The 23,769-nt window shown below is 69.5% G+C and carries 20 protein-coding genes and 1 pseudogene; 11 read left to right on the plus strand and 10 right to left on the minus strand.

Features of this window, described 5'->3' with window-relative positions; genetic code table 11:
- Positions 1–53 precede the first annotated feature (53 nt).
- Together D7Y11_RS18310 and D7Y11_RS18315 are read right to left on the minus strand one after the other, a co-directional pair.
- Positions 54–3,548 (minus strand): hypothetical protein, encoded by a 3,495-nt coding sequence (locus tag D7Y11_RS18310; protein WP_126934327.1) that lies wholly within the window; start codon positions 3,546–3,548, stop codon positions 54–56.
- Positions 3,549–3,589: 41 nt separating this feature from the next.
- Positions 3,590–5,449 (minus strand): hypothetical protein, encoded by a 1,860-nt coding sequence (locus D7Y11_RS18315; protein ID WP_126934328.1) that lies wholly within the window; start codon positions 5,447–5,449, stop codon positions 3,590–3,592.
- Positions 5,450–6,178: 729 nt separating this feature from the next.
- Here D7Y11_RS18315 and D7Y11_RS18320 point away from each other — a divergent pair.
- Entirely contained in the window at positions 6,179–8,092 is a 1,914-nt protein-coding gene (locus D7Y11_RS18320) for a propionate--CoA ligase (protein ID WP_126934329.1), read from the plus strand.
- A 2-nt stretch (positions 8,093–8,094) separates the two neighbouring features.
- Here the strand turns inward: D7Y11_RS18320 and D7Y11_RS18325 are convergent, their stop codons facing one another.
- Positions 8,095–8,733 carry a TetR/AcrR family transcriptional regulator gene (locus tag D7Y11_RS18325; protein ID WP_169819916.1) on the minus strand — a complete coding sequence of 213 codons (639 nt, stop codon included), beginning with the start codon at positions 8,731–8,733 and terminating at the stop codon, positions 8,095–8,097.
- A 149-nt stretch (positions 8,734–8,882) separates the two neighbouring features.
- On the opposite strand from D7Y11_RS18325, the gene D7Y11_RS18330 reads away from it, so the two are divergent.
- Positions 8,883–9,518 (plus strand): hemolysin III family protein, encoded by a 636-nt coding sequence (locus tag D7Y11_RS18330; protein WP_120576459.1) that lies wholly within the window; start codon positions 8,883–8,885, stop codon positions 9,516–9,518.
- Between the two features lie 13 nt (positions 9,519–9,531).
- Here the strand turns inward: D7Y11_RS18330 and D7Y11_RS18335 are convergent, their stop codons facing one another.
- Positions 9,532–9,912 (minus strand): helix-turn-helix domain-containing protein, encoded by a 381-nt coding sequence (locus D7Y11_RS18335; protein WP_126934330.1) that lies wholly within the window; start codon positions 9,910–9,912, stop codon positions 9,532–9,534.
- An 87-nt stretch (positions 9,913–9,999) separates the two neighbouring features.
- Between D7Y11_RS18335 and D7Y11_RS18340 the strand changes: the two genes are divergently transcribed.
- The 3 genes from D7Y11_RS18340 to D7Y11_RS18350 are packed head-to-tail and all read left to right on the plus strand — an operon-like array spanning position 10,000 to position 12,970.
- Entirely contained in the window at positions 10,000–11,019 is a 1,020-nt protein-coding gene (locus D7Y11_RS18340; protein ID WP_126934331.1) for a zinc-binding alcohol dehydrogenase family protein, read from the plus strand.
- A gap of 15 nt (positions 11,020–11,034) precedes the next feature.
- Entirely contained in the window at positions 11,035–12,195 is a 1,161-nt protein-coding gene (locus D7Y11_RS18345; RefSeq protein WP_126934332.1) for a sensor histidine kinase, read from the plus strand.
- A complete protein-coding gene (locus tag D7Y11_RS18350; protein ID WP_126934333.1) occupies positions 12,188–12,970 on the plus strand; it encodes a LytTR family DNA-binding domain-containing protein in 783 nt (260 codons plus the stop codon). Before D7Y11_RS18345 ends, D7Y11_RS18350 begins: the two co-directional genes overlap by 8 nt.
- Positions 12,971–13,127: 157 nt before the next feature.
- Here D7Y11_RS18350 and D7Y11_RS18355 read toward each other — a convergent pair whose 3' ends face one another.
- A complete protein-coding gene (locus D7Y11_RS18355; protein WP_126934334.1) occupies positions 13,128–14,642 on the minus strand; it encodes a hypothetical protein in 1,515 nt (504 codons plus the stop codon).
- Between the two features lie 217 nt (positions 14,643–14,859).
- Between D7Y11_RS18355 and poxB the strand changes: the two genes are divergently transcribed.
- From poxB to D7Y11_RS18375, 4 genes are all read left to right on the plus strand, one after another.
- On the plus strand, positions 14,860–16,596 hold the full coding sequence (gene poxB / locus D7Y11_RS18360) for a ubiquinone-dependent pyruvate dehydrogenase (RefSeq protein WP_126934335.1): 1,737 nt from the start codon (positions 14,860–14,862) through the stop codon (positions 16,594–16,596).
- Between the two features lie 126 nt (positions 16,597–16,722).
- Positions 16,723–17,241 (plus strand): RNA polymerase sigma factor, encoded by a 519-nt coding sequence (locus tag D7Y11_RS18365; RefSeq protein ID WP_126934336.1) that lies wholly within the window; start codon positions 16,723–16,725, stop codon positions 17,239–17,241.
- Positions 17,242–17,271: 30 nt separating this feature from the next.
- The gene (locus tag D7Y11_RS18370) at positions 17,272–17,787 is read left to right on the plus strand and encodes a hypothetical protein (RefSeq protein WP_126934337.1); all 516 of its coding nucleotides are present in this window, start codon (positions 17,272–17,274) and stop codon (positions 17,785–17,787) included.
- 83 nt (positions 17,788–17,870) lie between these two features.
- Positions 17,871–18,335 carry a DoxX family membrane protein gene (locus D7Y11_RS18375; RefSeq protein ID WP_120576450.1) on the plus strand — a complete coding sequence of 155 codons (465 nt, stop codon included), beginning with the start codon at positions 17,871–17,873 and terminating at the stop codon, positions 18,333–18,335.
- On the opposite strand, the gene D7Y11_RS18380 is transcribed toward D7Y11_RS18375, so the two are convergent.
- The gene (locus D7Y11_RS18380; protein ID WP_306770445.1) at positions 18,319–18,897 is read right to left on the minus strand and encodes a zinc-binding dehydrogenase; all 579 of its coding nucleotides are present in this window, start codon (positions 18,895–18,897) and stop codon (positions 18,319–18,321) included. The genes D7Y11_RS18375 and D7Y11_RS18380 overlap by 17 nt on opposite strands.
- Here D7Y11_RS18380 and D7Y11_RS18385 point away from each other — a divergent pair.
- A pseudogene (locus D7Y11_RS18385) lies at positions 18,782–19,417 on the plus strand (LysR substrate-binding domain-containing protein); the annotation flags it as partial. The gene D7Y11_RS18380 and the pseudogene D7Y11_RS18385 sit on opposite strands and share 116 nt — an antisense overlap.
- A gap of 5 nt (positions 19,418–19,422) precedes the next feature.
- Here the strand turns inward: D7Y11_RS18385 and D7Y11_RS18390 are convergent.
- Entirely contained in the window at positions 19,423–20,901 is a 1,479-nt protein-coding gene (locus D7Y11_RS18390; RefSeq protein WP_121754020.1) for a S28 family serine protease, read from the minus strand.
- 86 nt (positions 20,902–20,987) lie between these two features.
- The gene (locus tag D7Y11_RS18395; protein WP_126934338.1) at positions 20,988–21,620 is read right to left on the minus strand and encodes a hypothetical protein; all 633 of its coding nucleotides are present in this window, start codon (positions 21,618–21,620) and stop codon (positions 20,988–20,990) included.
- A 47-nt stretch (positions 21,621–21,667) separates the two neighbouring features.
- Here D7Y11_RS18395 and D7Y11_RS18400 point away from each other — a divergent pair, with 47 nt between their 5' ends.
- Positions 21,668–22,681: an NAD(P)-dependent alcohol dehydrogenase gene (locus D7Y11_RS18400; RefSeq protein ID WP_120576453.1), complete on the plus strand. Its 1,014-nt coding sequence runs from the start codon at positions 21,668–21,670 to the stop codon at positions 22,679–22,681.
- On the opposite strand, the gene D7Y11_RS18405 is transcribed toward D7Y11_RS18400, so the two are convergent.
- The gene (locus tag D7Y11_RS18405) at positions 22,668–23,069 is read right to left on the minus strand and encodes a TonB family protein (RefSeq protein WP_120576454.1); all 402 of its coding nucleotides are present in this window, start codon (positions 23,067–23,069) and stop codon (positions 22,668–22,670) included. The two genes, D7Y11_RS18400 and D7Y11_RS18405, sit on opposite strands and share 14 nt — an antisense overlap.
- A 20-nt stretch (positions 23,070–23,089) precedes the next feature.
- On the minus strand, positions 23,090–23,698 hold the full coding sequence (locus D7Y11_RS18410; protein WP_126934339.1) for a DUF2378 family protein: 609 nt from the start codon (positions 23,696–23,698) through the stop codon (positions 23,090–23,092).
- Positions 23,699–23,769 lie beyond the last annotated feature (71 nt).

The raw sequence follows: 23,769 nt of genomic DNA on the forward strand, positions 1-23,769 counted from the left end.
GGTGAAACACCTCCCGTCCCCCGGCTTCGTGCCAGGGGACGGGGGCGTGTGATTCACCAGAGCTGGAAGAGCTTCTTGTTCGAGCCGTCACCCGGGTTGTTGTAGAGGACGGCGTCCGCCCAGCGCGTGACGTCGAGCAGGAGCGCTCCCCACTCCGCGACCGCCGAGCCCGCGAGGATGAGCGCCTTGTCGGCTTCGCCCGGGATGAGGCCCGCCACGCCCTCTCCCGTCATGCCGCCGAAGGACAGGACGTTGGCGCCGAACTTCTCCGTGTCCCAGAAGGTGGAGTGGTAGGGCACGGAGGGGTCGATCTCCCCATCCAGCTCCAGGATGTAGCTGACGACCGACAGGACCAGGCTCACGAGTCCCATGAACGTGAGCAGCGTGCTGTCCGTCATCTCCAACGCCTTCGCCAGTCCCTTCGCCTCCACGTCCGCGCCCCGCGTCCAGCTCAGCAGGGACACGAGTCCGGTGACCACGGCCTCCAGGGAATAGAGCGCCCAGACCATCCGGTCCAACTGCTGCGAGGGCACGTCCTCGTCGAAGGGGAAGCTCCCCGCCACCCCCGTCCAGGTCGCGACGGTCTGCCCGGTGGAGAACCACCGCTGCGCGGGCGCGCTCTTCGTGAGCTGCCCCCCTGTCAGGAAGAGCGTGTAGCAGAACGAGGAGATGATCGAGAGCGCCCCGCCGATGACCGAGTAGTTGTGGGCGGAGTCGCCAATCACGTTGTCGCCGTTGTCGTCCTTCGACTCGGGCAGCGCCATCAGCGACGTCGTCCGCCAGGGCGTCATGACCCGCATGAAGCTGGACTGCTTCTGTTCGGGGATGGGTGCATGGCCCGTCAGCAGCTTGAAGACAATCGTGACAGGGATGGCCGCGAGCAGGCTGAGCGCGCCCAGCATCGTCAGCGAGTCCTCGCCCGTGAGCTTCTTGTACAGCCAGCTCAGGACCGGGATGTTGAACGGGCGCAGGAGCACGTCGTCGAGAATCGACTGGCTCACGTCCGCGATGACCTCGCACAGGCCCACCAGCAGGTCCCTGGCGGCGGCGAGCAGCGTCTTCGCGGCCTCGCCCGCCAGCAGCTGGACGATGGAGTGCAAGCTGACGGTGCCCTGCTGCACCATCGTCTGGAGGCCCTGGCACAGCTCCTTCACGGAGTCCGCGACGTCCGACAGGATGTTCCCCACCGTCTGGAGGAAGTCGGTGACGGCCTGCGCCACCGGCGCATCGGAGTCATCGGCCGTGCTCTCGCCGATGCCGCCGTGGGACACCTGGTAGGTGGAGAAGGTCGCGCCCGGGCTGGTGGTGAGGCAGTCGGTGGCGGACTTCTGCTCCGGCGTCTGCGCGGCCTGTGTCTGCGTCACCACCTGCTGCGTCGTCACGTCCGGCATGCCCAGCGCCGTCTGGCAGACGCCGTCCCACTTCGCGATGAGCCCGTTGAAGTACTCCGTGATGGAGGCCTCCATGCCCTGCATGCTGCCCGCGAGCGCGAGGACCACGTCCTTGGTCATCGCCTCCATCACGCGCTGGGTGGCCAGGATGTCGTCCCACGCGAACAGGAATCCCAGGAACGCGATGATGTCTTCAATCAGCACCGCCAGTTGTTGGAACAGCCAGCTGATGAGCTGGAGCGCCTCCTTGATGGTGCGCACGACGAACGTCACCACCTGTTCGCCAATCTTCACGAAGAACTGGAGCAGCGTCTTCGTGCCGCTGAGGATGGGCTGGATGACGTATTCGTAGACGGCGCCCGCGGCGCTCTTGAGCGCCTGGAGCACGTCGCCCGCCGCCGTCTCGATGGCGTTCGTCACGTTGCCCAGCACCGCGAAGGACGTCTGGGTCTTCGCCATCGCCGTGGGCGCCGCCGGCTCCAGGGGCGCCGACGAGCCGTCCGCGGGCAGGCTGTCCATGTTGTCCATCAGCTGCTGGAGCGACGCCTGCACCTGCGCCACCAGGTCCGGGTCCGCGCCGGGGGGCACCATGGGCGTGCCGTCCGACTTCGTCCACTGGGACAGGTCCTGGCCCTTCAGCTTCGCGGCCAGGTTCGCGCGCAGCTCCGCGCTGGGGTCCGCCGTCACGTCCTGCGCGAGGAACGGCGCGCTGAAGCGGAACACGGGCGTGCCCACGTCGGACACCTTGTTGATGAGCGTCACCGTGCCGCTGGCGTCTGTCTTCACCTCCACGCGCGTGCTGGTGTCCAGGTCCGTCCAGTAGCCGTTCACCATCACGCGGGACCACTCGGAGGCGTTCACCTGCACCGGCTGGCCCACCAGCGCCGCGCCCTGCGCGTCGGTGAAGCGCACCACCGTGGTGTAGCTGGGGAACTCCTGCCCGTTGGCCAGCGTGGGCAGCACCATGTCCGTGTTTTGCCACGCGGTGGTGTCCGGGTCCTGCCACAGGTACGTGATGAGGCTGTTGTCCGTGGAGGTCACGAACAGCTCCCCCGTGGAGCGCTTCTGGTTGCGGCGCGGGGACAGCCGGGCCACGTGCTCGCGCTGCTGGAGCGGCGCGGACCAGCCCTCCGTGGCGCCCACCGTGTTGTTCAGGGAGAACAGCCGCTGGCCGCCGTCCACCGCCCACACGCTGACGCGCTGGGAGTCCTGCTGCGCCAGCACGGAGGTGACACCGGACAGAACGTTCGAGGACGCGATGGCCAGCGCGGTGCTCTTCGCGTTCTTCAGCCCCGTGGAGGGGAACCACGACAGCCCGTCACCGCCCACGTACAGCGCGCTCAGGCCCTGGTTCTGGCGGTCCTCCAGCGCCCACAGGCAGCGGCCGCCCGACGGCGCCGTCACCGACAGCGAATGCGTGGTGTTGGTGGACGGGTCCAGGAGGCTGGTGAAGGTGAGGCACCGCTTGCCGGTGTTGTCGTCGAACAGCGACCAGGTGCCCCGATAGGAGATGCCGGTGATGGAGGCTCGGGCCACCACCACGTCGTGCAGCGTCTGCATGTCCTTGGGCGGCGCCCAGTTCACCCACGCGCTGTTCGTGGCGCTCGTGGACGCGTCCACGAAGTATCGGCCGGTGGAGCCGTTCGTGTTCTTCACCTCCGCCACCAGCAGCGGCGCCTCGCTGGCGCTGACGAAGTCGCCCAGCAGCAGCCGCTGCACGGGCATGCCGGTGGGGGCTCCGTTGCGCTGGACCCACGCCGTGTTGAGCGTGTTCCACGGGCCGCCGTCCGGTGTGGGCGTGAGGGCGGGGGAGACGAACACGTGGCTGCCGCCCGTGCCGTCATCCATGGCCACGGCGATGATGACCTGGCCGGAGGGGGCCTGGACCACCGCGTAGCCCTGCACGTCGTGGTTCGCGTCCGGGCTGAGCTCGACCTGACGCCAACCGGTCGTCACGGTGGTGTCGCGCAACATCACCCACAGCGTCTTGCGCGCGGTGTTCGCCGAGGACGCGCCCACGCTGAACAGCAGCGGCGAGCCGCCGGTGTCCTCGGCGGAGGCGAGGGGATAGGCCGCGTCCACGGAGGTGGCGGCCAGGTAGTTGTACATCAGGCTGGAGGAAACAGTCGCCGAGCCCGTTTGGGTTGTCTGGGACATGGATGGGTTCCTTGGATGTCTTTGGAAGGGACGGGGGCGCTTCAGCCGGGGAAGGACACGTCCACCTGGACGGCGCCTTCCGAGTTGAAGACGAACTGGCTGTAGTCATGCGCGGAGCCCGTGGGCAGCACGACGCAGTCCTCGATATCCAGCGACATGGAGGCGTTGTTCTGGAAGGTCGCGGCCAGGTTGTTGGCGAAGTCCTGCGCCTTCTGCGTGATTTCGTCCTGCGGCGACGTGGAGGACCAGTTGAACAGCTTGTTCAGCGCGTTGAAGACCCAGCCATCCAGGGTCTTGTCCACGTCCGGCGCCGGGGCCTTGCCCAGCACGATGCTCACGGACGTCACCAGCTTGCCGCCGTTTCCGGCCGCGAGGGTGATGGTGCCCGTCCAGGGCTGCACGTAGGTGGCCTTTCCCAGGACGTCCTTCAGGCCCAGCCCGATGAAGTCCAGGGGATACTGGCTGGCCTCGATGTTCACCTGGAACTGGCCGTTCATCGCCACCGTGCAGCGGTCGGTCTGGGTGAGGTTGGGCTGGGTGGTGAAGACGATGGTCTCCGTGCCGCGCACGTACTGGTCGAAGCCGTTGTCCACCTGGACGAACTCGCCCCGGCCGTCGTTCTTGCTGGAGTTGTCGCGCGAGCCGACGCACTGGTACATCAGCGGCGCCAGCCGCGAGAGGGTGCCGGGGATGCCGGAGGCCCTCAGGATGGCGGGCAGCACCGTCGGCTTGAGGTAGCCCTCGCCCAGCGTGTCCTGGCTGAGGAACAGCCTCGCGCGGGCCTCCGCCGGGGTGCCGTCCGGGTTGGTGGTCGCGGCCAGCGGCGCGGTGAAGCCGAAGCGCGAGTTCCAGTTGGGCTCCTTCCGGCCCCGGCTCATCATGCACACGTTGAGCGTGCTGAAGTTCCCGTTGGTGCTGTAGCGGGTCGTGCGCTCCTTCGCGAACGTGGGGATGATGCTCGCGGGGCTGCCCGGGGCCTGCGTCGTGTACGCCACGTCCATGTGCCCCACGCCGGCCAGCGTGGCCTGGAGCGCGCTCTGCGCGGCCTGGCTGAGTGACACGGACTGGTTGCTCGCGTTCACCACCTGGAGCGCGCGGAACAGCGACGGCTGGGCCAGGTCCAGGAAGAGGCGGTAGACGGAGTAGTTGAGCGACTGGAGGCCCTGGATGTGCTGCTTCGCCTCCGACGTGGCGGCCAGCGTGTTGGGGTCCGTCACCTGCGCCTGCGACAGGTCCAGCGACACGATGACCGTCGTCCCCGACAGGTCCTGCGTCTTCGTCGCGCCTGACTCCACGTACTGGAGGGTCGCGGTGGTGAAGGGCAGGTGCACGTCCAGGTGGGTCGTCTGGTCGTCGGGCACCGACACGGTCGGGTCGCCCATGGCCGTCACGGTGAGCTGCGCGCCTCCGCTGGCGGCTTGCGTGAAGGAGGACGGGATGAGCTGGTAGTAGCGCAGCGCGTGCAGTTGCTTGTTGATGAGGCCCACGGACAGCGCCCACACCAGGTCCCACTCATGGGGCGCGCGTGGCTTGAAGTCCACCCGGTAGGTGGTCGCGTGGTGGTCTCCGCTCGCGTCCGTCTGGGTGATGACCACCGGCGCGAGGCTGGCGTTCGTGGTGGCGGTGTAGTGCTCCTCGTGCACCGGGCCGCTGGCGAAGTCCCAGTAGAAGGAGAGGGGCACCTGCTCGTTCCCCGTCTCCAGCTTGTACGTCACCGTGCCTTCGGGGCCAGGGGAGACGGAGTTCTTCTGCTCGATCTTGAAGGTCGTGCTGGAGCCCGCCGCGATGCTGGTGGCGGGCGCGGATCCGCTGAGCGTGCCGTCCTTGTAGTCAGGCGTGCCGCGGTCATCGATGGGGCAGCCGGAGTTGTTCTGGATGGTGAGGGTCGTGGAGATCGTCATGGAAGGACCTGGCGGGAGGGGGACACCTGCCGTGAAACAAAACCTGTTTCACGGACGCACCCTCTCCAACTGCAAGGTCAGGACCAGAGCTCAACCCCGCGTGATCACATCCACGGCCCGTGCACGCGCCCCACGCTGCGTGCTGACAGGACGCGCTTGCGTCGTGTCGCGCGCTACCGCTCGTCGCCCAGCGCCGGCCGGAGCTGGCCGCTGTTGATGGCCAGGGACAGGTCGCGCTCCATCGCTTCGACCTCCTCGCGCGGGCCGGCGCGGAGGGCCTGGTGGAAGCGCCGTTGATCATCATCCGTGTCTGGAGGAGGGTCTTCATCAAGAGGCTCCGGGGGCGTGGCGCAAGCAGCGGGACTACGGCGCCTTCGGCTCCAGGTGCGAGCCCTTGAGCACGTCGAGGGACTGACAGACGCCGTTCACGTCCCAGGTGAAATCGATGAAGGACGCGTCGCCAGCGGACTGCGCGCTGCGCACGTGCGCGGGACAGGGCCGAGTAGCAGGTCGCGGACACGTTCGCCGCGGACACGGCGTAGCACCGCACCGACTCATTGCCCGCTGCGTCCGCGGACGTGCGGCAGTAGATGCGCTGGACGGTGTCGGTGCTGATGGGGTTACGCCCGTCGCGCTGATGAGTCCCGGGCATCTTCCGGAAGCCGTCCTTCCCACCCTCGCGGGCCCGCCACTATCGTCCGGGCACATCCCCTTCGCAGGAGCGTCCGCATGGGCAGCTATCTGGACTTCTACCGCCGCTCCATCGAAGCGCCGGAGGCGTTCTGGGCGGAGCAGGCCCGGCTCATCGACTGGGAGCGGCCTTTCGACGCGGTGCTGGACGACTCCCGGCCGCCCTTCGCGCGCTGGTTCGTCGGTGGGCGCACCAACCTGTGCCACAACGCCGTGGACCGGCACCTGGCCACCCGCGCGGACCAGCTGGCGCTCGTCTTCGAGTCCACCGAGACGGACCAGCGCCGCCAGTACACCTATGCGCAGCTCCACGCGGAGGTGAACCGGACGGCGGCCATGCTGCGCTCGCTGGGCGTGAAGCGCGGGGACCGCGTCATCGTCTACATGCCCATGGTGCCGGAGGCCGTCTTCGTGCTGCTGGCCTGCACGCGCCTGGGGGCCATCCACTCGGTGGTGTTCGGCGGCTTCGCGGCGCACAGCCTGGCCATGCGCATCGACGACGCGAAGCCTGTCCTGCTGGTGACGTCGGACGCGGGCATGCGGGCGGGCCGGGTCGTCCCCTACAAGCCGCTGGTGGATGAGGCCCTCACGCTCGCGAAGCACCCGCCCGCGCGCGTGCTGGTGGTGGACCGGGGGCTTGTTCCCAACAGCCCCGTCACGCCGGAGCGCGACGTGGACTTCGCCACGCTGGGCCGCGAGCACGAGGGCGCCCAGGTTCCGGTGGAGTGGATGGAGTCCTCGGAGCCCAGCTACATCCTCTACACGTCCGGCACCACCGGGAAGCCCAAGGGCGTGCAGCGCGACACGGGCGGTTACGCGGTGGCGCTGGCCGCGTCCATGCGCCACATCTACACGGGCCAGCCCGGCGAGGTGATGTTCACCGCCTCAGACATCGGCTGGGTGGTGGGCCATTCGTACATCGTCTACGGCCCGCTGCTGAACGGCATGACGACGGTGCTCTACGAGGGCCTGCCCATCCGCCCGGATGCCGCCGTCTGGTGGCGGCTCATCGAGCAGTACAAGGTGAGCGTGATGTTTACGTCGCCCACGGCCATCCGCATCCTGAAGAAGCAGGACGCGGCGTTCTTGAAGCGCCACGACACGTCCAGCCTGCGCTACCTGTTCCTCGCGGGAGAGCCGCTGGACGCGCCCACGCACGCGTGGATTTCGGACGCGCTGCCGTCCACGCAGGTGTTGGACAACTACTGGCAGACGGAGACGGGCTGGCCCATCCTCGGGCCCGTTCCCGGGGTGGAGCCGCGCAAGCGCAAGCTGGGTTCACCGGGCGCGGCCATCTATGGCTATCGCGTGAAGCTGGTGGATGGGCTGAGCGGCGAAGAGGTGACGGCGGCGGACCAGAAGGGCGTGCTGGTGATTCAGCCGCCGCTGCCGCCGGGCTGTCTGTCCACGGTGTGGGGCGACGATGCGCGCTTCGTCTCCACGTACTTCGCGAGCTTCGACACGCCCCTCTACAACACCTTCGACTGGGCCACGCGCGACGCGGATGGGGATTACTTCATCCTGGGCCGCACCGACGACGTCATCAACGTGGCGGGCCACCGCCTGGGCACGCGTGAGATTGAAGAAGCCATCAGCGGCCATCCGGCCATCGCGGAGGTGGCGGTGGTGGGCGTGAAGGACGAGTTGAAAGGCCAGGTGGTGATGGCCTTCGCCGTGCCCAGGGACCCCGTGCGCCTGCAACGCGAGGAGGACCGGGATGCCCTCTCGCGCGAGGTGATGGACACGGTGGGCCGGACGCTGGGCGCGGTGGCCCGCCCCGCGGCGGTGTACGTGGTGGCGAACCTGCCCAAGACGCGCTCCGGGAAGCTGCTCCGCCGCAGCATCCAGGCCGTGGCGGAGGACCGCGAGCCGGGAGACCTCACCACCATCGAGGACCCGGGCGCGCTGGAAGGCATCCAGGCGGCGCTCAGGGCGCGGCCTCCGAAGGCGTAGCCTCAGCTCCGGCGCTTCGGCTCGCGCTTCGCGCCGGGGGCCGCCGGGTCCTTGGGCAGGTGTCTCAATCCCATCCACCCGAGCGCGGCGACATGGCGGGCCACGTTCTCCGTGGAGAAGGACTTGCCCTCCGCGGCCCACCAGTGGCCCACCTGCGTCACCATGCCCACCAGCGCGTTGGCGTAGATGGGCGCCACCTTGGACGGGTAGCCGGCGCGCTCGAACTCGCTGCGGAAGACGTCGCTCACGCGCTGGGCCAGGTCGTCGATGACACGCGTCAGTCCGCGCCGCGCCGCCGCCGTGGGCGAGTCCCGCGTGAGCACCGCGAAGCCCGCCGGCTCCTCCTTCACGTAGGACATGAACGCCAGCACCGCGTCCTCGAAGCGCTGCCGGGGCGTGCCCTGCGCGATGCTCGCGGACACGCGCGCCACCAGGTCCTCCAGCTCCCGGTCCACGATGGCCGCGTACAGCCCCTCCTTCGCGCCGAAGTGCTCGTAGACGATGGGCTTGGACACGCCCGCCTGCTGGGCGACCTCTTCAATCGAGGTTGCCTCGTAGCCCTTCGAGGCGAAGACCGACCGGCCGATCTCCATCAACTGGATCCGGCGTTCCGCGCCCGTGAGCCGCTGTTTCTTCTTCAAGTTGACCTCTAACCTACCCGTCGGTAACTTACCGGACCGAAACCTACCATTCCGTAGGGAAGGCGTGGAGTCGCCACCGTCATGAAATGCTTCGTTTCGAAGGGTGTCGAGTCCGTCATGGGGCGCGCGTGAGCGCGGTGGTGTTGGGAATGGAGAAGCCGAAGCTGCGCGGGGTGTTGCACCAGTGGGCGGCGGCCTTCTCGGTGGGCGCGGGCGTGGTGCTGGTGGCGATGGCGCCCACGCCTCGCACGATGCTGGCGTCGGCGCTGTACGCGCTGAGCCTGGTGGGGCTGTTCACCATCAGCGCGACGTACCACCGGGTGAACTGGTCGCCGAAGGCCCGCGCGTGGATGCGCCGGGCGGACCACGCGGCCATCTTCCTGCTCATCGCGGGGACGTACACGCCGGTCATCCTGCTGGGGCTGCCTCCCGAGGTGGGCAACCCGCTGATGGCGTGGCTCTACGCGGGGGCGCTGCTGGGCATCCTCCAGTCGATGTTCTGGGTGGGCGCGCCCAAGTGGGTGACGGCGGCGCTGGCCATCGGGGTGGGGTGGACGATGATGCCGTACTTCGGCGACGTCTTCCGCGCGGTGGGGTCTTCCGCCATCGTGCTCATCATCGCCGGGGGGCTGGCGTACACGCTGGGCGCGCTCGCGTATGCCTTCAAGCGGCCCAACCCCCTGCCTGGCGTCTTCGGCTACCACGAGGTGTTCCACGCCATGACGCTGGTGGGCGCGGGGCTGCACTTCGTGCTGGTGCTGCGCCTGGTGCGCGCGGCGGGGTAGGGCGCGCTTCCCTTCAGCGCCCCGCCACGGCGAGCCGGCGCTTCGGGGCCGCGGGCTCTGGAGCCTTCCGGCCCAGGTAGGTCTCTCCCCAGGACTTGAGCGCGGCAATCACGCCTCGCAGCGTCTGGCCCTGCGGCGTGAGGCTGTATTCGACGCGCGGAGGCACCTCCGCGTACACCTGCCGGTGCACGAGCCCGCTCTCCTCCAATTCGCGCAGGTGCTGCGTCAGCATCCGCTGCGTGACGTCCGGGATGCGCTTGCGCAGTTCGCCGAAGCGCAGGGTGCCTTCGAGCAGGTGGTAGAGGATGAGCCCCTTCCACTTGCCCCCAATCACATCCAGCGTCGCGGACACCGGACAACCGGCGGAGCAGTCATAGGTCTTGTGCCGGGCCATGGTTCCCTTTTCGTGCGTATGGGCGGAAATCCTGCGTACTTGTCCGTTCCGACCTTCGGGACGATGTTGCACGCAAAGGAGCCCCCAATGCGAGCCGTCGCCCTCACGAAGTACCTCCCCAGTGATCATCCCGAAGCCTTCGCCGACGTGGAGCTGCCGGACCCCACGCCCGGTCCCGGAGACCTGCTGGTGCGCGTGCGCGCCGTGTCCGTGAACCCCGTGGACGTGAAGGTGCGCGCGCCCAAGGACAAGGTGGAGTCCTCGCCGCGCGTGCTCGGCTGGGATGCGGCCGGCGTGGTGGAGGCCGTGGGCAAGGACGTGAAGCGCTTCCGCCCTGGTGACGAGGTCTTCTACGCGGGCTCCATCGCGAAGCCCGGCACGGACTCCGAGCTGCACGTCGTGGACGCGCGCATCGTCGGCCGCAAGCCGAAGGGGCTGACGTTCGCCCAGGCGGCCGCCCTGCCGCTCACCTCCATCACCGCGTGGGAGTTGCTGTTCGAACGCCTGGGCGTGCCTCGACAGAAGACGGGCACTCGCAAGGACGCGCTGCTCGTGGTGGGCGGCGCGGGCGGCGTGGGCTCCATGGCGATTCAGATCGCCAGCAAGCTGACGGACCTCACGGTCATCGCCACGGCGTCGCGGCCGGAGACGGTGGAGTGGTGCAAGTCCCTGGGCGCGCACCACGTGGTGGACCACCGCCAGCCCCTGGCCGAGCAGGTGAAGGCGCTGGTGCCGGGAGGCGTGCGCTACGTGATGGCGCTCACCGCGACGGAGCAGCACTTCGCGCAGCTGGTGGAGCTGATGGCGCCCTTCGGACACCTGGGCATCATCGACGACCCGCAGACGCCGCTCGACGTGAACGCGATGAAGCGCAAGAGCCTGGCGCTCCACTGGGAGCTGATGTTCACCCGCGCGCTCTACGACGCGGATCCGCTCTCCCAGCAGCGGCTGCTCGACGCGGTGGCGGACCTGGTGGAGGCGGGGACGCTGCGGACCACCATGACGCAGGACTTCGGTCCGCTCACCGCCGCGAACCTCCGGCGCGCGCACGCGGCGGTGGAGACGGGCCGCACGCTGGGCAAGATCGTGCTCAGCGGCTTTCCCTGAGTCCTCGCGGAGGCGGTGAAGTCCGTGGCGCCCGCCGGTAGACTCACGGGCCTCGTGGGCACCGTGGAAGACACCTCTGGAAGCGCGTGGCGTGCCTGGGCGAAGCGGGCCGCCGCGTGGTCCGTGCCCGCGCTCTTCTCCGCGTTGGAGACGTACACGTTCAGCCGGGACATGGCCGGGGCGCCCGCGCTGTGGCGGGTGTTCGCGGCGCAGATGCCCGCCTGGTACGTGTGGCTGCCCCTCACGCCGTGGCTCACCCGGCTCGCCGCGCGCGAGCCCCTGAGTCCTCCGAGGCCGCGCTCCGTCCTCGTGCACCTGGCGGCGTGTCTGGGCATGGGCGCCCTGTTCGCCGCCGTGTACGCGCTGACGACGGCGCAGTTCATGCCCGGGCGTGATGCCACCTGGGCCGCGCGCTGGCTGCGTGCATGGTGGGGCTGGCTGCCGATGATGGGCATGGCCTACGCGACGGTGCTGGCTGTGGCCTCCGCCAGCCGGGCCTCCCAGCGGGCGAGGGACAGCGAGCGGCAGGCCGCGGTGCTCGCGGTGCAGCTGGCCGAGTCACGGTTGCTCGCGCTCCAGACGCAATTGCAGCCGCATTTCCTCTTCAACACGCTCAACGCCATCGTGGTGCTGGTGCGCGAGAAGGAGACGGAGGAGGCCGCGCGCATGCTGGTGCTGCTGAGCGACCTGCTCCGGCAGTTGCTCCAGCAGGGAGCCACCCAGGAGGTGTCCCTGCGCGACGAGGTGGCCGTGCTGTCGCGCTATCTGGAGCTCCAGCAGCTGCGCTTCGCGGACCGGCTGCGAGTGGAGTGGGCGGTGGAGCCGGAAGCGCTGGAGGCCCGAGTGCCCCACCTGGTGCTCCAGCCGCTCGCGGAGAACGCGCTCCGCCACGGCATCGGCGTGCGCTCCGCATCCGGGGTGCTGCGCATCGGGGCACGGCGGTGCGGAGACGCGCTGGAGCTGACCGTGCGTGACGATGGTCCGGGGCTGCCCCGGGACTTCGACCTGGAAGCGGCACGGGGCATCGGCCTGTCGAACACGCGCGCGCGGCTGTCGCAGCTCTACGGCGAAGCGGGACGGTTGGGAGTCGCCAACGCGGAAGGGCAGGGCACCGTGGCCACGGTCCTGCTGCCCTGGCGCTCCAAGCCGGGCGCCGCTGGGGTGGCGCATGGCTGAGCTGCGGGTGCTGCTGGTGGATGACGAGCCGCTGGCCCGTAAGGGATTGCGGCAGGCCCTGGCACGCCATCCAGACGCGGTGGTGTGCGGCGAGTGCCGCGACGGCCGCGAAGCGGTGGATGCCATCCGTGCCCAGCGTCCCCACCTGGTGCTGCTGGACGTGCAGATGCCGGAGCTGGATGGCTTCGGAGTGCTGCGCGAAGTGGGCGTGGAGCACATGCCCGCTGTCATCTTCATCACCGCGTTCGACACCTTCGCCGTGAAGGCCTTCGACGTGCACGCGGTGGACTATCTGGTGAAGCCCTTCGACGACACGCGCTTCGACGAGGCGCTGGCCCGGGCTCGTCAGAGGCTGCGCGCCGGCGAGGCCGCCGAGCTGGGCCGGCGACTCGCGGACCTGTTGGCGGACGCGGGCCCGGCACCAAGGCGCGCCGAGCCTCCCGCGGACCGGCTGCTGGTGCGCGTGGGGCTGCGCTCCGTGCTCGTCCCCGTCGCGGACATCGAGTGGGTGGAGGCGGACGACTACTGCGTCACGTTGCACGCGGACGGCAAGGCCCACGTGCTGCGCGAGAGCCTGGCGGCGCTGGAGGCGCGGTTGGACCCGGAGCGCTTCGTGCGCATCCACCGCTCCGCCATCGTCAACGTGGCGTGCATTCAAGAAGTGCACCGGCCCTCGCCCACGGAGCAGGTGGTGGTGCTGCGAAGCGGCATGCGCCTGCGAGTAAGCCGTAGCCGCCGCGAGCACCTGGAGCGGCGGCTGGGCCGGGCCCGCTGAAGCCTCCAGACAGCCCAGGTTGTCCACCGCCCGCCGGGCGCGGTCTTCCAAAACCTGTCCGACAGTCGGACAGGTTTTCGCTGTGCGCCGCCGACGGGGAGGCCCGGCTGGGTTCTCACCTTCTCATCGGTGGCGACAGGTTTCTTGGCCGAGGGCCTCAGGGCTTGCGGACCTTGTCCACTGCGGTGGTGAGGGCGCTCCAATCCGTGGGCTTCAGGTGCATGCCAAACACCTGGGACACCGGGAGCTTCTCTCGCGCGGCCACCTCCACCGTTTCGTCCACCTGCTGCACGTTGAAGAACGAGCCGTCCGGCTGGGGCTGCACCAGGTCGGATGTGTAGAGCAGCCGGTGCTCCGGCAGCCATGCGAACAACATCCGCTCACCCGTCTCCGTGCGCACCGGGACGAGCTCCAGCCGGTTCTTCCCGGCGCCCAGCACGCGCCGCCCGTTTACGACCTGGAGCTTCGCTGCTCGCGGCTTCCTGGCGAGCGTATCCGGCACGAGCGTGCGCGGCGACGCCACCAGCCGCTCCACCAACGCGCGGTTGAGATCCAGCACGTACACCGGGACGCCCCGGGCCACGTACTCGCGCAGTCCTCCGATGTGCGGCCATGCGTCGCTGGTGGACACCACGGCCTTGACCTTCAATCCCGGGAAGCGCTTCGCGGCCTCGTCCATCACTCGCGCCGAGTAGCCGGACGCGAGCGGGCCCTCCACCACCACCACGCCGTCGTCCTGCGCCACCAGCGCCACGTTCCATGCTCCCGGCAGCTGCACCACACCGGGCGCCATCTCCACGGGCGGCGCTTCCGGACGGACCACGGGGGCTTCGTCCAGCTTCCTCGCGCTGCGGGCCTCGAAGCCCTGCTTCACGTCATCCGCCACGGCGAAGTCCGCGTCCGCGAGCGGCGGATCCACCGTCACCGCCGTCACCGTGACGGAGTGGTGGGGCTGGCCGTTGCGCGCCCACTCCCAGTGGTGCGGGTAGCGCAGGCCTCCCGGCTCCAACGTCCACGCCTGGAAGGACAACACGGTTCGCACGTCTCCCCAGACGCTCCAGAACGGGTCCTCCGGATGCGCGTCCACCGTCTCCACGGCGGTGGGCAGTCCCGTGCGGGCGTTGAGGAACAGGCGCACGCTCGCGCGGTCCTGGTGGAAGGCGACGACGTGGTGGGGCACCTCCTGCAGCACCGTGTCCGCCTGGGCTCGCAGGTCCTTGGCGTCCAGGGCCGCGAGCAACACGTGCTCGGGCGCGAAGGCCAGCCGCTCCTGCATGTCCTGGAGCTGTGCCGCGCCCAGGGGCCTCCACTTCCCCTGGAAGTCCGCCGCCGCGACACCGTCGGCGAGCAGCATCGTCACTCCCTTCCACTCATCCATCACCATCCCGCGGCTCTCCGACTTCTGGCTCAGGCGGCCTCGGCGCAGGTCGCGGACCTCTTCGAACTGCTCATACATGACGAGGAAGGGGGGCGTGGGGCGCTCGGACTGCTCCAGCAGGTTCCAGTGGCCCACGCCTCGAAGACGCAGGCCCTTGAGCGCGCGGAGCCGGGCCTCGCCGCCCATGGCCTCGGCGGCGGCGCGGACGTGGGCGCGGCCCGGGTCCTCGGCGGCGGAGGCGGGCAGGGTGAGCAGCAGCGCCGTGACAGCGGACAACAGCAGGGGGCTTCGCATGGCCCCACGATGTCGCGGACGGTACCTGCCTCCAGGGGCCATGCCGCCAGTGACCTGAATGGCGCGGCGAACGGTGCTCGGGGCGCGGCGAATGGCGACCGCCCGACTGCACCGGGCAGCCAGCCTTGCTTGGGGCCCGGCTGCACGGTCGGTCGCGAGCCAGCGGGACGGTGCACATCTTCGCCCGGGGTGAACCGGCCCAGGCGAGGGATGGACCATGAAGAAGACGGTGGCGGACCAGTTCGTGGAGGTCCTCGCGCTCGCGGGGGTGAAGCGCATCTATGGCGTGGTGGGCGACAGCCTGAACGCCCTCACGGACTCGCTGCGCCGCCGGGGCGACATCGAATGGGTGCCCATGCGCAACGAGGAGGCCGCCGCCTTCGCCGCGGGCGCGGAGGCGCACCTCACCGGGCAGCTCGCCGTGTGCGCGGGGAGCTGCGGCCCCGGCAACCTGCACCTCATCAACGGCCTGTATGACTGCCACCGCAACCGGGCTCCGGTGCTGGCCATCGCCGCGCAGATTCCCACCGTGGAGCTGGGCACCGGCTACTTCCAGGAGACCCATCCGGAGTCGCTCTTCAAGGAGTGCAGCCACTACTGCGAGCTGGTCTCCGGGCCCAACCAGATGCAGCGCACCGCGGAGATCGCAGTCCGCAGCGCGGTGGGCAAGGGCGGCGTGGCCGTGGTGGTGCTCCCCGGCGACATCGCCATGCTGAAGGCGGAGGACGCGCGCACCCCCACCCCGGAGTCGCTGCGCGCGTCGCTGTCCCAGCTGATGCCCTCATCCGCGCAGGTGGAGCAGATGGCCGCGCTGCTCAACCGCGGCGGGCGCGTGACGCTGCTGTGCGGCGCGGGCTGCGAGGGCGCGGGCGCTCAGGTGGTGGAGCTGGCGAAGCGGCTCCAGGCGCCCGTCGTCTCCGCGCTCCGAGGCAAGGAGTTCGTGGAGAAGGACAACCCCCACTTCGTGGGGCTCACGGGGCTCATCGGCTACGCGTCTGGATACTGGGCGATGATCGACTGCGACGTGCTCCTGATGCTGGGCACGGACTTCCCCTACCGGCAGTTCTACCCGGACAGCGCCGATACGCGGATCATCCAGGTGGACGTGCGCGCGGAGAACATCGGCAAGCGCACGCGGGTGGACCTGGGCGTGGTGGGCAGCGTGTCCGCCACCGTCCAGGCGCTCCTTCCCCGCATCGAAGCCAAGCGCGACACGAAGCACCTGGAGCGCGCGCTCGTGCACTACCGCAAGACGCGCGAGGAGCTGGACTCGCTGGGGCAGGGCACGGTGGGCAGGAAGCCCATCCACCCGCCGCAGGTGGCCCGCGCGTTCGACCTCCAGGCGGCGGACGACGCCATCTTCACCTGCGACGTGGGCCTGCCCACGGTCTGGGCCGCGCGCTACGCGACCATGAAGGGCGGCCGGCGGCTGGTGGGTTCCTTCAACCACGGCTCCATGGCGAGCGCCTTGGCGCAGGCCATTGGCGCGCAGAAGGCCTTCCCGGACCGGCAGGTCATCTCCTTCTCCGGTGACGGCGGCTTCACGATGCTGATGGGGGACTTCATTGGCCTGGTGCAGCTGGGGCTGCCCATCAAGGTCGTGGTGTTCAACAACAGCTCCCTGGGCTTCGTGGCCATGGAACAGCAGGTGGGTGGCATGCTCGATGTGGGCACGGCGCTCCAGAACCCGAACTTCGCCGCGCTGGCGGAGGCCGTGGGCGTCAAGGGCCTGCGCGTGGAGGACCCGGCGCAGGTGGATGAAGCCGTCCAACTGGCGCTCGCGACGCCCGGGCCCGTTCTGGTGGACGCCGTGGTCAGCAAGGCGGAGCTGGTGATGCCACCGCGCATCACCGCGGCCATGGCAGCGGGCTTCACCCTGTTCGGCATCAAGGCCCTGCTCAACGGCCGCACCAACGAGGTGCTGGAGCTGGCACGCACCAACCTCTGGCGCTGAAACCCCTGGCATTTCCAGCGGTTGGGCGGGGCTGGAGAAAAATCAGCAGGGCCGCGAATCCATTCGCCTCGTGGCCGCCTCTTATCTGGCGAATGGGGATTTTCCCCGTCGCACGAGGCCGCCTCCATGGGTTCGACCACCACTCCCGACGCGCTGTTGCTCGCGGCCCACGCCGGTGACCGCGACGCGATGGTGCACCTGCTGCAACTCCAGCAGCCGAACCTCCGGCGCTACGCGCAGAAGCGCTGCCTCATCAGCGACGTGGACGACGCGGTCCAGGAGGCCCTGCTGGTGATGTCCCGCCAGCTGTCCGCCATGCGCAAGCTGGCGTCGTTCTCCGGGTGGATGTTCCGAATCGTCCAGCGCGAGTGCCGCCGGCTGGCCCGCACGGTGCTGAGGAACGACCCCTACGAGGAAGCGCTCGTGGACCAGTGGATGTCCGCGCACACGCCGGACTCGCTGCGGCTGGACATGGCGTCCGCGCTGGAGTCGCTGCCGCCGCAGTACCTGGAGGTCGTCGTGCTGCGCGACTTCGAAGCGCTCTCCATCCGCGAGATGGCCGAGCGCCTGTCGTTGGAGCCGGCGGCGGTGAAGAGCCGCCTGCACCGCGCCCGCGTGATGATCCGCGAATACCTGCTGGCCTGAAGCTCAATCCCTCTCATCTGGAGTCCTGTCATGGCGAACCCCCTGTCCATCCTGGGCATCATCCACACGCTCGTGAGCGTGCCTCCCATCGTCTTCGGCGTCTGGGCCTTCGTGCGCGACGGTCGCATCGACCCGGGGACGCGCGTCGGCAAGGCGTACGTCGTCAGCATGGTGACGTCGGTGGTGACGTCGTTCGGCCTGTCCAGCACGGGCGGCTTCAACCCGGGCCACGCGCTGGGGCTCGTGGCGCTGCTGCTCATGGCGGTGGGCGCGGCGGCGCCGGGCCTGGGCGTGTTCGGCCGCGCCACGGAATACGTGCGGACCCTCACGTACTCCGCCAGCTTCATGGTGCTGCTGGTGCCGGGCATCAACGAGACGCTGACCCGGCTGCCCGCCGGCAAGCCCCTGGCCGACAGCCCGCAGTCCCCCCTGGTGCAGACCGCCCTGGCGACGCTGCTGGGCCTGTTCCTCGTCGGCGCCACGTACCAGGTGCTGCGGCTGCGCGCTCGGACGTACGGCCATGTAGGCGGAGTGCCGAACCGCTGAAAAGCGTGGGGCGTGTCGATTCGTGTGGGCCCGACTCGACGTGGAGTAGAAGGCCCGCGATTTCCACCTGAACGGAGCACGTCATGGACGCCACCCTTTCCTCCTCCACCCCCGGGGTGGACGCCACCCCGAAGAAGAAGTCGTTCGCCCGCTTCCTGCCGACGGCGGCCCGCGTGTTCATGGGGCTGGTGTTCTTCGTCTTCGGCCTGAACGGGTTCCTGGAGTTCATTCCCATGCCCAAGGACCTGAACCCGGCGGATCCGGCGGTGGCCTTTGGCATCGCGATGAAGGCGACGGGCTTCCTGTTCGCGCTGGTGAAGGGCACGGAGACGGTGGTGGGCCTGCTGCTGCTGGCCAACCGCTTCGTCCCGCTGGCGCTGGCGCTCATCGCCCCGGTCATCGTGAACATCTTCCTGACGCACGCCTTCCTCGCGCCGTCGGGCCTGGGCCTGGCCGTGATGCTCCTGGCGGCCGAAATCTTCCTGGCCTGGTCCTACCGGGCGGCGTACCGCCCGATGCTCGCCATGAAGGTCAACCCAGGCTCTTGAGGTCGATGACGAAGCGGTACTTCACGTCGCCCTTCTCCAGCCGCGTGAACGCTTCGTTGATGCCTTGAATGGGAATCAGCTCGATGTCGGAGACGATGCCGTGCTCGCCGCAGAAGTCGAGCATGGCCTGCGTCTCCGGCAGGCCGCCGGTGCCGGAGCCGGAGAAGCTCGCGCGCCGGGAGAGGAGCGAGAGGGGGGCCACCTCCAGCGGCCGGGCCGGGAAGCCCACCAGCACCAGGTGCCCGTCGCGCCGCAGCAGCTCCAGGTAGGCGTTGACGTCGTGGGCCGCGGAGACGGTGTCGAGGATGAAGTCGAGGCTGTTCGCCTTCGCCGCCATCTCCTCCGGCCTCGATGACACGACCACCTCGTGGGCGCCCATCCGCAGCGCGTCCTGCTTCTTGCGGTCCATGTGGCTGAAGACGGTCACGTGCGCGCCCAGCGCGAGCGAGGTCACGGGCCGCGTGCGGCTGTCCGTGCCCACCATCTCCCTGTCCACGGTGGTGACGCCCATCCTGCTGCGCTTCGCCCAGCGCCATCCCCAGGTGGAGGTGGAGCTGCGCATCGAGGACCGCTTCGTGGACATCGTCGCGGAGGGCCTGGACGCGGGCATCCGCCCGTTCGAGGCCGTCGAGCGGGACATGGTGCAGGTGCGTCTGTCCAAGCGGTTCCGCTACGTGGTGGTGGGCTCGCCCGCGTACCTCAAGCGCAAGGGCACGCCCCAGCGTCCGGAGGACCTGCTGGAACACGACTGCGTGAACATCCTCCTGCCGACCACCGGCGCGAAGTACGCGTGGGAGTTGGAGCGCGGCAAGAAGACCTGGCGCATCCCCGTGCGCGGCCCCGTGCTCGCCACCAACGAGGAGGTGCTGGTGGCGATGGCGGAGGCGGGCCTGGCGCTCATGTATGCCTTTGAGCCCACCATCGTGCCGCGCTTGAAGCGCGGCACCCTGAAGCTGGTCCTGGAACCCTACGCGGCGTGGATGGAAGGGTTGTTCCTCTACTTCCCCAGCCGCGCCCAGGTGTCCCCCGCGTTCCGTGCCTTCCTGGACGTGGCCCGCGAGGTGACGGCCGAACGGCCCTGAAAGGGTCAGTCGCGCGGCGGGCCGCGGCGGCGGTCCACCACGCCCGTGGTGACGGGCAGGTCCGCGGACGCCGCGCTCCGGGCCCGCAGGCTCAGGGTGGCGGCGCTCTCCGTGGGCAGCCCCGCCCAGCTCCGCAGCCGCTCCAGCGCCACGGCCTGCTCCGCCTCCGGCAGGCCCGTGATGCGGGAGCCGTGGTTGCCGCCCGGCTGGTAGAACCGGTAGGAGTCATTGCGCGCGCTCACGCTGAACGCGCCCGTGGACCAGGGGTCGTTCTCTCCGTAGACGAGCAGGATGCGCTCGCCGAACGCCTTCACCCAGCCCTCTACGATGGGCATCACGAAGGGGTTGAAGGGGTACGGCCGCATGTCGAAGGGCACGAGCGCCCGCGGGTCGTAGCCCCGGGGATAGCGCAGGACGCCGCGCAGGTGGGCCTCGTCGGACGCGTAGCTGCCCAGCTGCGTGGCGGCCTGGAAGTCGTAGGGCGCGTAGTAGTCCAGGTCCCCGTCGCTCATGTACGAGAGGCCGACCACATCATCCAGGAAGTCCACCAGCCCCTGCGCGGAGCCTCCCGGCGGGGGAATCTCGTCACACAGCGACGCGTCGCCGTACTGCCAGAAGGCGAAGGCGAACTCGAGGGCGCTGAACTCCAGCGCCTTGTCCACGCCCAGGAAGTCGTAGGTGCTGCCGTAGTACGCCGCGGCCGTCGCCTGGAAGAGCGGCTCCGTCTCCGTGCGCCGCTCCAGCACTTCACGCTGGAAGCCGCGGATGCTCTCGCGGCACGCGGGCGTGCCCAGCTTGCTCAGGAACTTCACGTAGCGCGGGTCCTGCGTGCCGTAGCTGTTGGGCGCCACGTAGGCCACCGTGGCATCCACGTCTCGCGGGAAGAACGCCCGGTGATAGAGCGACGTCATGCCGCCCTTGCTGCCGCCGGTGCTGATCCACTTGCCCGGGAAGAGCGGCTTGAACGCCTGGACGATGCGGTGGTGGTCCGCCGCCGCCTGCTCGATGCTGAGCAGCCGCCAGTTCGCGGGCTGCGGAATGGAGGGCCCGAAGAAGCGGTGCTCCACCTGCAGCTGGTTGCCCTGCAGCAGGAAGGTGGGCTCCGTCTGGCCGGGGGACGTGCTGATGCCGTAGCCCGTGCTGGCCAGCACCATGGGCGCCTCCGCGTTCCGGAAGACCAGCGTCATCCGCTGCTGGAAGCGCGTGCCATTGGGGTGCAGGTGGTCCGCCGGCTGGTCATAGGCCAGCACGAAGATGCGCGCGCCCGACGGGCTGGGCGGCCGCTCCTGCAACACCGTGAGGCCGGGAACCGCCTGCAATTGCGCCAGGATGTCCGGCGCCGTGTCCTGTGTCAGGGATTGCGCCTGGACCTCGGGCGCACTCGGGGCGATGGACTCGGGGGGAAGCTCGCTGCCGCCGCAGGCCTGGAGCCCCAGTGCCAGCGCGCACGCCAGCACCGCGGGACGACTGAAGAAACGTGACATGGGTAAAGCCCTCCTTGGGCGAAAGACAGAACGAACATGCCGGTCCTGTATTTCCAGAAGAAGGACGTCCCGGGTGCTCCCGGCAATTACTTGCGCCGTGGAGGTGAATCGCGCAGCAAAGGCTGACCCTGGCGCAGGTGTCTGGCCAGCGCGGCGTAGGAGCCCTGCTGGTATCTGGCCCACGCCTCGGGGTGCAGCAACTGCTCCAGCGCTCCCGCGATGACCTGGGAGTGTCCTTGGAGGTGCGTGTCCGCGTGGACCTGGTCCACGGCGTCCGCGCGGTCGTCGGCCACCACCGCGCGAGCCGTCAGCGTGTCCGCGTAGGTTGAGTAGTCGTTGTAGTAGGTCCAGGCCGCGCCGCGCAGCGTGAGGCCGCCCAGCGCGACCAGCTCGCCGTGGAAGAGGAGGTTGTCCGCCTGGATGGAGCCACCCGCGAAGAGCAGGGCGTAGTCGAATCCTTCGTGGATGATGTTGCCCTCCACCACCAGGTCCCCCGCGACCAGCAGGCGGGACTGGTCCTCCAGGAGGAGGTGGCCCTTCACGTGGACGCGGCCCTCTTCGAAGACGAGGTCCGTGCCTTCCGTCAGCGTCAGGTCTCCATCCACCTGCTTCGTCGCGGCGGAGGCTGGGAGTCCGGCCTTGAGTTGGGCCCGCTTCCCGGCCGTCCCGCAGGGCTCGTGGAGCGAGGCGTGTTCCATCAACTTCTGGAGCAGTGACATGGTGGGACCCTGTTCGGTGGAAGGTCCCGGCTCTAAGTTCTTGAGCCATGAACGTCTACGAGATTCGCGGTGCCTTCGGTCTGGACAACCTGGTGCGCGCGGAGCGGCCGGACCCCGTGCCCGGCCCCTTCCAGGTGCGCGTGCGCGTGAAGGCCACGAGCCTCAACTCGCGCGACCTGATGATGGTGGAGGGCCGCTACAACCCTCGCCAGAAGCTGCCGCTGGTGCCCAACTCGGATGGCGCGGGCGTGGTGGACGCGGTGGGGCCGGGCGTCACCCGCGTGAAGCCAGGCGACCGGGTGATGACGCTGTTCGCGCAGGGCTGGCAGGCCGGTGAGCCGACGAAGGCCATCACCGCCACCACGCTGGGTGGGCCGCTGGATGGCGCGCTCGCGGACACGATGCTCCTGCACGAGGACGGCGTGGTGCCCACGCCCGCGTACCTCACCGACGAGGAGGCCGCCACGCTGCCGTGCGCGGCGGTGACGGCGTGGAGCGCGCTCGTCACTCAAGGTGCGCTCAAGGCCGGGGACACGGTGCTGGTCCAGGGCACGGGCGGCGTGTCCATCTTCGCGCTGCAGATTGCCCGGCTGTTCGGCGCGCACGTCATCGCCACGTCCAGCCGCGACGACAAGCTGGAGCGGGCCCTGAAGCTGGGCGCGCAGGAGGGCATCAACTACGTCACCACCCCGGACTGGGAGAAGGCGGCGCGCACGCTCACCGGAGGCGTGGGCGTGGACCACGTGGTGGAGGTGGGCGGCTCGGGGACGTTCGAGAAGTCACTCAAGGCGCTGCGCGTGGGCGGCACCGTGTCCGTCATCGGCGTGCTGTCCGGCGGGGCGGGCTCCGTGTCCCTGGTCCCCATCCTGATGCAGAACCTGCGCGTGCAGGGCGTGTTCGTGGGCCACCGTCAGTCCTTCGAGGCGCTGACGCGCGCGTTCACGCTCCATGACGTCCACCCGGTGGTGGACCGCGTGTTCCCCTTCGCGGAAGCGCGCGCCGCCTTCGAGCACATGAAGCAGGGCGCGCACTTCGGGAAGATTGTCATCAAGGTGAGCTGACCCACGCGAAGTGGAAGTGGGCCTCCACCGTGGGCGTGGTGGTGCCCTTGGGCATGGGCGGGAAGGGCGCCGCCTTCTTCACCGCGGCGAGCGCGGCGGCGTCCCAGGCCTTGGCGCCGGACTCGGTGAGGATGGCGGTGGAGACCAGCTTGCCGTCCTTGTCGAGCACGGCCTGGACGATGGTCTTCTTGCCCAGGGCCGGCGTGCCCTTGGGGCCCGGCTGCTTCCAGGCCTTCGCCACCCGCTGGAAGGCCTGCTGCTGGTAGGTGGGGCTGTCCACCGAGCCCTGGAAGTAGGTCTGCAGCTGGGGACTGCCGCTCGCGGCCAGGGCCCCGGAAGCGAGGGCCAGCGCGAGCACCACCACGGCGGTTTTCGGGATGCGGAGCATGGGCCGAATATAGGGCCCGCTCAGCTTCTCGGCTGGGGGCCTCTGGGGGGGAAGGGCTTCGCTTCGGGGGGCTTGCCCGCGCTCTTCTCCGGCTGCCAGGACAGGTCGTACACCGCCGCGTCGCCCGCCGCGCGCATCAGCACCACGGAGGCTCCGTGCGCGCCGCTCATCTCCAGGCCGGCGGAGAAGAGGCCCCGGTAGAAGCCGGCGATCACCACCGGGCGGCAGGTGAGCACGTAGCGCGTGGGCCCCGTCTGCTCCAGCCGCGCCTCCAGGTAGTTGGTGCCCGTGCGCAGGTTGCGCGTCATCCGCTCCAGCATCCGGTGCGGCCCCAACAGCCGCACGCCCGCCAGGAGCGCGCTGCCAATGAGCGTGGACCCGTAGCCCTCCAGGAAGCGCCGGCCCACCACCTCCGCGCCGTCGTCCAGCGTGGCCGCGGGCGCGAGCACGGACGACGCCAGCTTCAGCGACTCCACCCACACCTCCAGGGGATAGGCCACCGCCAGCTTCCCGCGAGGGTCGATGCCGGCGTCGCGCAGCTGCCGCGCGCAGGGCTCGTCCAGGTGGTCACCCAGGGCGCGAATCAGCCCTTCGAAGCTCTGCTGGAAGACAAGGCGTTCGGGGGTCATCGGCATGTCCTCCCACGCTACCCGTGTGAGAGGGGCCGCCTCAACCCGGTAGGTTCCCAGTTCTCAAGAAC

Source organism: Corallococcus sp. AB018, assembly GCF_003986945.1.
Taxonomy (GTDB): Bacteria; Myxococcota; Myxococcia; order Myxococcales; family Myxococcaceae; genus Corallococcus; species Corallococcus exiguus.

What these genes read in the sequence shown, in the direction of transcription:
- D7Y11_RS18310 (WP_126934327.1), bottom strand. Translation starts at nt 3,548, where the DNA reads ATGTCCCAGACAACCCAAACGGGCTCGGCGACTGTTTCCTCCAGCCTG.
- D7Y11_RS18315 (WP_126934328.1), bottom strand. Translation starts at nt 5,449, where the DNA reads ATGACGATCTCCACGACCCTCACCATCCAGAACAACTCCGGCTGCCCC.
- D7Y11_RS18320 (WP_126934329.1), top strand. Translation starts at nt 6,179, where the DNA reads ATGGGCAGCTATCTGGACTTCTACCGCCGCTCCATCGAAGCGCCGGAG.
- D7Y11_RS18330 (WP_120576459.1), top strand. Translation starts at nt 8,883, where the DNA reads ATGGAGAAGCCGAAGCTGCGCGGGGTGTTGCACCAGTGGGCGGCGGCC.
- D7Y11_RS18335 (WP_126934330.1), bottom strand. Translation starts at nt 9,912, where the DNA reads ATGGCCCGGCACAAGACCTATGACTGCTCCGCCGGTTGTCCGGTGTCC.
- D7Y11_RS18340 (WP_126934331.1), top strand. Translation starts at nt 10,000, where the DNA reads ATGCGAGCCGTCGCCCTCACGAAGTACCTCCCCAGTGATCATCCCGAA.
- D7Y11_RS18350 (WP_126934333.1), top strand. Translation starts at nt 12,188, where the DNA reads ATGGCTGAGCTGCGGGTGCTGCTGGTGGATGACGAGCCGCTGGCCCGT.
- D7Y11_RS18355 (WP_126934334.1), bottom strand. Translation starts at nt 14,642, where the DNA reads ATGCGAAGCCCCCTGCTGTTGTCCGCTGTCACGGCGCTGCTGCTCACC.
- poxB (WP_126934335.1), top strand. Translation starts at nt 14,860, where the DNA reads ATGAAGAAGACGGTGGCGGACCAGTTCGTGGAGGTCCTCGCGCTCGCG.
- D7Y11_RS18365 (WP_126934336.1), top strand. Translation starts at nt 16,723, where the DNA reads ATGGGTTCGACCACCACTCCCGACGCGCTGTTGCTCGCGGCCCACGCC.
- D7Y11_RS18370 (WP_126934337.1), top strand. Translation starts at nt 17,272, where the DNA reads ATGGCGAACCCCCTGTCCATCCTGGGCATCATCCACACGCTCGTGAGC.
- D7Y11_RS18375 (WP_120576450.1), top strand. Translation starts at nt 17,871, where the DNA reads ATGGACGCCACCCTTTCCTCCTCCACCCCCGGGGTGGACGCCACCCCG.
- D7Y11_RS18380 (WP_306770445.1), bottom strand. Translation starts at nt 18,897, where the DNA reads ATGCGCAGCTCCACCTCCACCTGGGGATGGCGCTGGGCGAAGCGCAGC.
- D7Y11_RS18390 (WP_121754020.1), bottom strand. Translation starts at nt 20,901, where the DNA reads ATGTCACGTTTCTTCAGTCGTCCCGCGGTGCTGGCGTGCGCGCTGGCA.
- D7Y11_RS18395 (WP_126934338.1), bottom strand. Translation starts at nt 21,620, where the DNA reads ATGTCACTGCTCCAGAAGTTGATGGAACACGCCTCGCTCCACGAGCCC.
- D7Y11_RS18400 (WP_120576453.1), top strand. Translation starts at nt 21,668, where the DNA reads ATGAACGTCTACGAGATTCGCGGTGCCTTCGGTCTGGACAACCTGGTG.
- D7Y11_RS18405 (WP_120576454.1), bottom strand. Translation starts at nt 23,069, where the DNA reads ATGCTCCGCATCCCGAAAACCGCCGTGGTGGTGCTCGCGCTGGCCCTC.
- D7Y11_RS18410 (WP_126934339.1), bottom strand. Translation starts at nt 23,698, where the DNA reads ATGACCCCCGAACGCCTTGTCTTCCAGCAGAGCTTCGAAGGGCTGATT.